Below are 5,276 nucleotides of genomic sequence, written 5' to 3' on the forward strand. Positions count from 1 at the left end.
CACCCGCCCCGGCCCCTGCGGCCACCAGCGACGCGTCCACCCAGGCCGTCACGGCCGCCGTGCAGGCTTGGGCCTCCGCCTGGGCAGCCAAGGACATGAAGGCCTACCTGGGCGCCTACGACAAGTCTTTTGACCCACCGGGCAACCAAAGCCGCTCCGCCTGGGAGAAAGAACGCGAAGCGCGCATCGTGGGCAAGTCCAAGATCAGCGTAAAGCTGTCCGACATTGCCGTGTCGGTCCAGGGCGACAAGGCCACTGCCCGCTTTCGCCAAGCCTACAGCGCCGACGCACTCAACGTGACCAGCCGCAAGACCCTGGACCTGGTGAACAGCAACGGCCGCTGGGCCATTGTTCGCGAATCCACAGGCGGTTGACCGTGAGCCCCGGTGCGGCGCCTGCGCCCCTTGCGCGGGCTTTTTTTTTGCCCTGACCCGATCCTGATGCCGCGCATGTCCGTGCCTTTGTCCGCACCAGGCCGCCTGGCAGCCACCGCCGCCCTGTGCCTGGCGGGCCTGCTGCTGGCCGCCCCCGCGATGTCCCAGGGCGACAAGGAAAAGAAAAAACGGCGCGCAACATCCTCGGCGCCGCCTGTCTCTTCCGAAGCCCTGCGCGACGGCCAGGCCGAAGCCCGCCTGATGGCTGTGTACAAACTTGTGGCCGAAGGCCGGGGCCGCGAAGCCCTTGTGCAGGCCGAAAGCCTGGCGCGCGACTACCCCAACTTCCAGCTGGCCCAGCTCGCGGTAGGCGACCTTCTCATGTCGCGCACGCGCCCCATCCGCCATCTGGGCGACGTGGTGCCCGAGCCCGACTCGACCCGCAGCCTCCAGGCCGCCGCCACCCTCACCGAGCTGCGCACCGAATCGCGCCAGCGGGTGGACGCACAACGCAGCCGCCCGCCAGAAAACAGCGTCCCGGCCCAGTTCCTGGAGCTGTCGCCCCGCTCGCGCCACGCCATCGCGGTAGACGCCTCGCGTTCACGCCTTTACCTGTTCGAGAACACGCCCAAGGGCCTGCAGCTGGTGGCCGACTACTACGCGTCGGTGGGCAAGCTCGGCATCGAAAAGGTCGCCGAGGGTGACCAGCGCACGCCGCTCGGCGTGTACTTCATCACCAGCCGCCTGGACCCCGCCACACTCAAGGACTTCTATGGCGCCGGCGCCCTGCCTATCAACTACCCCAACCCGCTGGACCAGAGCCGTGGCAAGACGGGCAGTGGCATCTGGCTGCACGGCACACCACCCGACCAGTTCGCACGCGCCCCCCTGGCCACCGATGGCTGCCTGGTGCTGGCCAACCCCGACCTGGAACGCATCCTGCGCACCGTGGAGCCCCGCTCCACACCCGTGGTGATTGCGCGACAGCTGCAGTGGGTGCAGCCGCACAGCGTGGCGGCAGAACGCAAGTCGTTCGAAGCCGTGCTCAACGCCTGGCGCACCGCCAAGACCGAAGGCGACATGAAACGCCTGCTGGGTTTTTACGCCCCCGACTTCCAGAGCTACCGCAAGAAGCCACTGGAGGAATGGACCCAGGTGCTGCAGGCCGAAACCCGGGCGCTCAAGGGCCGGGAACTCCAGCTCAAGGACAAGTCTTACCTGCGCTGGACAGACTCGGCAGACACCATGGTGGTAACGTTCGGCGAAGTCGCCGAAGGCGCCCGCACGGGCCCTACCAAGCGCCAATACTGGACGCGTCGGGGCCAACAATGGCAGATATTTTTCGAAGGAGTGATTGGATGATTTCCAGAAGAAATTCGACCCTTGCGCTTGCCAGCATTGCCTTGGCAGCTATTTTTTCGGTAGCACCTGCCCAGGCGCAAGACGCCCCCAAGGTCAAGCTGGCCACCTCGATGGGTGACATCGTGGTGCAGCTCGACGCCGCCAAGGCGCCCAAGACGGTCGAGAACTTCCTGGCCTACGTGAACAGCAAGCACTACGACGGCACCGTGTTCCACCGCGTGATCGACGGCTTCATGATCCAGGGCGGCGGCTTCACAGCCGACATGCAGCAAAAGCCCACCAAGGCCCCCATCGCACTCGAAGCCAAGAACGGCCTCAAGAACGACACCTACACCATCGCCATGGCCCGCACGGGCAACCCCGACTCAGCCACCTCACAGTTCTTCATCAACGTGAAGGACAACGCCATGCTCAACGCCCCCAGCCCCGACGGCCATGGCTATGCCGTGTTCGGCAAGGTGGTGGAAGGCACGGCAGTGGTAGACAAGATCAAGGCTGTGGCCACCGGAAACAAAGGCCCGCACCAGAACGTGCCGACCACCCCCGTCACCATCACTTCGGCCACCGTGGTGAAGTGAATTTTTTGAAGAAAGCACTGCAATGAGCAATCCACAAGTCGAACTCCACGTCACCATCAACGTGGCCGAAACCGCCACCCAGGGCGTGATCACCATCGAACTGGACGCCGTGAACGCACCCAAGTCCACGGCCAACTTCCTGAGCTACGTGAACAGCGACTTCTACAGCGGCACCGTGTTCCACCGCGTGATCAAGAACTTCATGATCCAGGGCGGCGGCATGACGGCCGACATGAAGCAAAAGGAAACCCAGGCCCCCATCGAGAACGAAGCCAAGAATGGCCTGAAGAACGACAAGTACACCCTGGCCATGGCCCGCACCGGCGACCCCCACAGCGCCACGGCCCAGTTCTTCATCAACACGGTGGACAACGCCTTCCTGAACCACACCTCGCCCACCGCACAAGGCTGGGGCTATGCCGTGTTCGGCAAGGTCGTGAAGGGCCAGGACGTGGTGGACGCCATCAAAGCCGTGCGCACCACGCGCAAGGGCTTCCACGACGACGTGCCTTTTGACGCCGTCGTGATCGACAAGGCCGTGGCACTTTGAGCCTCATCCCCCTGAGGCGCTGCGCGCGGCGGCCACTGGCTTGAATCGCGCCGGTTCCATGCGCCGCGCTCATAGCTGTGCGCATGAAGCTCTAAGAGAAAAGAACTCCATGACCCCGACCGTGCCCCCGTTCGAGGAGCTTGCCGCTCCCTCGCACTGGCGCACGGTCGAATTCATTTCGGACCTGCATCTGCAGGCCAGCGAGCCCGCCACCGTGGCCGCCTGGCAGCACTATCTGCAGACCACCCAGGCCGACGCCCTCTTCATCCTGGGCGACCTGTTCGAGGTGTGGGTGGGCGATGACGCCCTGCAGGAGCCCGGCAGCTTCGAGGCCACATGTTGCGCCACCCTGCAGGCCGCCGCGCAGCGCCTGCCGGTGTACTTCATGCACGGCAACCGCGACTTTCTGGCGGGCCCGGCCTTCCTGGCGCATTGCGGCATCACCGGCCTGGCCGACCCCACCGTGCTGGTGTTTGGCGACCAGCGTTTTGTGCTCAGCCATGGCGATCTGCTGTGCCTTCAGGATGTGGACTACCAGCGTTTTCGGGTGCAGGCACGCAGCGCCGAATGGCAGCAGCAGTTTCTGGCCCAGCCCCTGGCCACACGCCGTGCGCAAGCGCGCGGCATCCGGCAAGAGAGCGAGGCACGCAAACAATCCGGCGCCAGCTATGCCGATGTGGACGGCCCCGCCGCCACCGCCTGGCTGCAGGCTGCGGGCGCACACACCCTGGTCCATGGCCACACCCACAAGCCTGCCAGCCATCCACTCGCCCCGGGCCTGCAGCGTGTGGTGCTCAGCGACTGGGACGCCGCCGCATTGCCCCCCCGCGTGGAAACACTGCGTTTGTCCGGCGCGGGCTTGGAACGGGTCGCACTGGCCCCCACGTAGATGCGATCCTGAACTGCGCGGGGCGTTACCTCCCTGCTGCCTGATCGCCATGCCCCCTTTCCTCAACCGGCTCTGGCGCCATGTGCGCTCCACCGTGGCCCCCGTGCCCGACATTTCAGCCACGCTGTGGCTGCAGACGCTGCAGCGCTACCCGTTTCTGGCGGCGCTGTCGTTGCACGACCAATCGAAGCTGCGCGCGCTCAGCGCTCTCTTCCTGCACCACAAGGAGTTCCACGGCGCCCACGGCCTGGTGGTGACCGACGCCATGGCCATCGACATTGCGGCCCAGGCCTGCCTGCCCCTCTTGCATTGGGGCGACCCCGCCAAGGCGCTCGCCTGGTACGACGACTTTGTCGGCATCGTGCTGCACCCCGGCGAGGCCGTGGCCCGCCGCAAGACCATGGACGAAGCCGGTGTGGTGCATGAACACACCCAGGTGCTGCTGGGCGAAGCCATGGAGCGCGGCCCCATCATGCTGAGCTGGGAGCATGTGGCCAACGCCACCGAAAACACCGCGCGCGGCCACAACGTGGTGGTGCACGAGTTTGTGCACAAGCTCGACATGAAAAGCGGCGAGCCCAACGGCTGCCCGCCCCTGCCTGCAGGCTTCATGGGCGCACGCACCGGCCGTGCGGCGTATGAAGCCTGGTGGAACGCCTGGGAGCCCGCCTACCAGGACTTCCGCGAAGCGGTCATCAAGGCCGAGCGCTTCGGCGCAGAGCGCCCCTGGCTGGACGCCTACGGCGCCACCTCGCCCTCCGAATTCTTTGCTGTGGCCTGCGAGGCGTACTTTGTGAACCGCACTCAGTTTGCGCAGGAGTTTCCGGGGCTGATGCCGGTGCTGGACACCTTCTTCCAGCGCCCCGCCCACGCGGGCTGACAGGGTCGGCCTCCAGGAGAGAGCGAGGCCCCACCAGCAGAGCCCCGAAACCCCGAAGCCCGGGCACTGCAGGCATTGAGTGGACTGCAGGAAAAGACAAAAAGTCCAAATTTTGACAATTTATCCAATTTTGGATAAATTGCCGCCATGCCTGCACACGCCCCAGCGCCAGCCCGTCCCCGCACCCGCCGGGGGACTCCGCAGCGCACCGCCGAACAAGCCGCCCTGCTCTCGCAGATCGAACAGGTCGCCCAGGGCCTGGCCGCCACCTTTGCCCCCTTCTGCGAGGTGGTCGTGCACGACCTGCTGGACCCCAAACACTCCATCCTGGCTATCCACAACAACCTGTCGGGGCGCATGGTGGGCGACCCCACCACCGAGATGGGGCTCACGCGCATCGCGGACCCGGACTATCCGCAGGTGGTCGCCAACTACGCCAACCAGTTCGCTGACGGCCGCCCGGCCAAAAGCACCTCGGTGGGCATCAAGGACGCATCGGGCCACTACATCGCCGCGCTGTGCCTGAACGTGGACATGACGCTGTTTCGCAGCCTGCAGAGCGTGGTGGGCCAGTTCACCGCCACGGATGGCGACACGGGGCTCAAGGAATCGCTGGACCCCGCCGGGGCCGAAGCCATCCGCC

7 protein-coding genes are annotated in these 5,276 nt (G+C 65.7%); all 7 read left to right on the forward strand.

Annotated elements, in window-relative coordinates; genetic code table 11:
* A partial coding sequence (locus tag DBR12_RS00735; protein ID WP_146185436.1) for a DUF4440 domain-containing protein occupies nt 1–374 on the forward strand: 374 nt, incomplete at its 5' end.
* 75 nt (nt 375–449) lie between these two features.
* The gene (locus DBR12_RS00740; protein WP_108615508.1) at nt 450–1,736 is read left to right on the forward strand and encodes a L,D-transpeptidase family protein; all 1,287 of its coding nucleotides are present in this window, start codon (nt 450–452) and stop codon (nt 1,734–1,736) included.
* Complete coding sequence (locus DBR12_RS00745) at nt 1,733–2,314, forward strand: peptidylprolyl isomerase (protein ID WP_108615503.1); 582 nt, start codon at nt 1,733–1,735, stop codon at nt 2,312–2,314. The genes DBR12_RS00740 and DBR12_RS00745 overlap by 4 nt, the downstream gene beginning before the upstream one ends.
* Before the next feature lie 22 nt (nt 2,315–2,336).
* Nucleotides 2,337–2,864 carry a peptidylprolyl isomerase gene (locus DBR12_RS00750; RefSeq protein ID WP_108615504.1) on the forward strand — a complete coding sequence of 176 codons (528 nt, stop codon included), beginning with the start codon at nt 2,337–2,339 and terminating at the stop codon, nt 2,862–2,864.
* A 109-nt stretch (nt 2,865–2,973) separates the two neighbouring features.
* Complete coding sequence (locus DBR12_RS00755) at nt 2,974–3,753, forward strand: UDP-2,3-diacylglucosamine diphosphatase (protein WP_108615505.1); 780 nt, start codon at nt 2,974–2,976, stop codon at nt 3,751–3,753.
* Between the two features lie 49 nt (nt 3,754–3,802).
* Nucleotides 3,803–4,633 carry a zinc-dependent peptidase gene (locus DBR12_RS00760; protein ID WP_108615506.1) on the forward strand — a complete coding sequence of 277 codons (831 nt, stop codon included), beginning with the start codon at nt 3,803–3,805 and terminating at the stop codon, nt 4,631–4,633.
* A gap of 147 nt (nt 4,634–4,780) precedes the next feature.
* A partial coding sequence (locus DBR12_RS00765) for a transcriptional regulator (RefSeq protein WP_108615507.1) occupies nt 4,781–5,276 on the forward strand: 496 nt, incomplete at its 3' end.

It is taken from the genome of Acidovorax sp. HMWF029 (genome assembly GCF_003060895.1).
In the GTDB taxonomy this organism is placed as follows: Bacteria; Pseudomonadota; Gammaproteobacteria; order Burkholderiales; family Burkholderiaceae_C; genus Acidovorax.